This is a genomic window from Streptomyces sp. BE20 (genome assembly GCF_036322525.1).
Classification (GTDB): domain Bacteria; phylum Actinomycetota; class Actinomycetes; order Streptomycetales; family Streptomycetaceae; genus Kitasatospora.
Genome location: NZ_JAQYWW010000068.1, coordinates 1 through 2,460 on the forward strand (window position 1 = coordinate 1; position 2,460 = coordinate 2,460).

General features: G+C 68.9%; 1 protein-coding gene and 2 pseudogenes. All 3 read left to right on the forward strand.

What is annotated here, in order from left to right:
• Positions 1-128 (forward strand): annotated as a pseudogene (locus PUR61_RS00245) (IS5/IS1182 family transposase); the annotation flags it as partial.
• A gap of 14 nt (positions 129-142) precedes the next feature.
• Positions 143-304 (forward strand): annotated as a pseudogene (locus PUR61_RS00250) (ISL3 family transposase); the annotation flags it as partial.
• A gap of 686 nt (positions 305-990) precedes the next feature.
• A complete protein-coding gene (locus tag PUR61_RS00255) occupies positions 991-1,911 on the forward strand; it encodes an RNA polymerase sigma factor (protein ID WP_329874362.1) in 921 nt (306 codons plus the stop codon).
• Positions 1,912-2,460: the final 549 nt, after the last annotated feature.

Genomic DNA, 2,460 nt, shown 5'->3' on the forward strand with positions numbered 1-2,460 from the left:
AAAGGACCGTCGCCTGGCTCGGCGGCTTCCGCCGACTCCACCGCCGCTACGAACGCAAGGGCACCCACTTCGCGGCCTTCGCCACCATCGCCGCCACCCTCATCTGCAACCGCAGAATCACCAAATGAGATCACTTCTTAGCAACGGCCTCGAACTCGACCGCGCCGCCGTCGACGCCGGACTCACCCTCCCGCACCACAACGGCCGCACCAAGGGCGTCAACACGCGCACCAAGCGAATCATGAGGCAGATGCACGGCCGAGCCGGGTTCCCCCTGCTCCGCCACCGCATCCTCCTCCAGTGATCACCACACTGCGCTACCACCGATTACGGGACAGAGCCGATTACGAGACAGAGCCGTTGGCTGGACAGGCCAGGCCGGGATCGACGGCCGTCTACCCGTCGACCAGATACTGCACAGCATCGGCACCAAGGTCAACCAGCACTGAACGGTCACTGACCACCCTGGCGCGGGCAACGATTCGGCGACATCCCCTGGCGCCAGCTTAGTATATCGAATATCTTCAGTGTGTTCGATTTGCCGGGCGCCGAGGGTGGCGATACGTCTAGCCGAGCATCCCCGCATTCCCGGTGGCCTTATGCCGGGTGCACCAGGCCGTCTTCCCCCCGCGGCCTGGTGCACCCACCCGGTCGAGCCGTCCCGTCAGACCACTCTTCCCGCCCCAGACGCCTTCCCGCCGGCGCGGTGGAAAGGCCCGTGTCATCTCACCCCTCAACTCGCCCTTCACCCGACCCGTCCGTAAGGATCTCTACGCCGCAGTCGCACCAGATCCGGCCTGTAGGCACGTCGGTGCGCGGCGCCGTGGCCGACATGGATGCAGTCCGCGATCGCGGTCCCTGTCAGGGTCCGTTCACATCTCGTGCGTGGCGCCCTCCGGCCTCCTGCTTTCGGCTTCGGCACTCGGGTTGGCAAGAACCGGCGTTGGAGTCCCTGCTGGTCGGATCAACGCAGACGGTCAGAGGACCACGATGCCCCACTCCTCATTCCCGGGTGCCGACAGGAACGCCCCCCTACCGACGCCTCGTACAGGCATTCGCTCGGCCGTCGAGGGACTGGAGACCTCGCCTCCCACGGCGGAGCCCGATGGTGACGCAGAACTGACGGAACGCCTGCGGGCCGGAGAGGACGGGGTCGTGGCGGTGCTGTATGCACGCCATCACCCAGCCGTTCTTGCCTTCGCCCGTAGTTGCGTCGGAACCACGGGTTGTGACGAGGATCTGGCCAGCGAGGCCTTCACCCGCGTCATCGCCGCCGTGCGATCGGGCCACGGCCCCACCGGAGACTGGCGGCCCTACCTCATGACGGTGGTACGCAACACGGCGACGGCGTGGGGGAGCGCGGAGCGCCATACCTTCCCCGCCGCCGACGTCGGGATGCGGGCCGATCGGCACACCTCCGTCCCACCGCCCGACCAGATTCTCGAAGCCGCCATCGACCACGACCTGGTCCGCGCCGCCTATCACACACTGCCCGAGCGCTGGCGCGCGGCGTTGCAGCACTCCGCGGTCGAGCAGCGGCCTATTGTGGAGGTCGCCCGCCTGCTCGGACTCACCAGCAGTGGCGCCTCGTCACTGGTGTCCCGCGCACGCGAAGGTCTGCGTCGCGCCTACTTGATGGCCCACCTCCAAGCTGCGGATTCCTCCCCGGGGTGCGCGGACCGCACCGCGCAGCTCGCGGCACTCGCCCGCCACCCCGCCCGCAGGAAGCCCGAACGCCTGGTCCGCCACCTCGACGCCTGCGCGAAGTGCCGGCACCGGTACGAGGAGATGCGCGAACTCAACCGTCGCTTCCGGCTCGCGAGGACGGCGCTCGTCCAGACGGATCCCAAGACTGCGGACCGCACCGGCGACCGTATGGCGCACGGGTCTGCGGCGGCCGGGCCTGTGTAACCCGTCCCTCTCGACCTGTTCCGGGGAATCAGGGACCGGCACGACCGGCGGTATCACCACGGCTCCCGCGCCGCCGCCCGCAACGGAGATCCCTCCCCCTGCGCGTGGTCGGCCGGGGCCGCTCGCGCACAGGCGAACCGTCGACCGGATGCTGCTACCGCCCGGCGGTACCGATGCCGGACGGCGATCCCTCCAGGAGCAGCCGGCTCCTTTCCACGTGCGCCAACGGAGCGGTGAGCGCTGACCGGGCTCCAGTGCCGCCGCCGATCGATCCCCGTCAAGCAGGGTATGCGGGTCGCCTCCGTGGTCGTAGGCCTTGCGTACACACGATCGGCCGCAGTGCGGCCGGCTTCAACGGCCCTGTGCCGCGGACGAGCTGACGGTGCCGTCCGCGGCACAGGGGGCCTGGGGTGGTGGTTTCGGTCAGGGGGTGCGGATCCAGAACTCGATCGACAGCGGCGGGACGGTGATCGTCAGCTGCGGGCCGGTTTTGTTGCTGATGAAGAGGTTGTTGGTGCTGGGGCCGTAGCGCAGGCCGCGGAAGGTGGC

Excerpts from the sequence above, each read along its gene's own strand:
- PUR61_RS00255 (WP_329874362.1), top strand. The coding sequence starts at position 991 with ATGCCCCACTCCTCATTCCCGGGTGCCGACAGGAACGCCCCCCTACCG.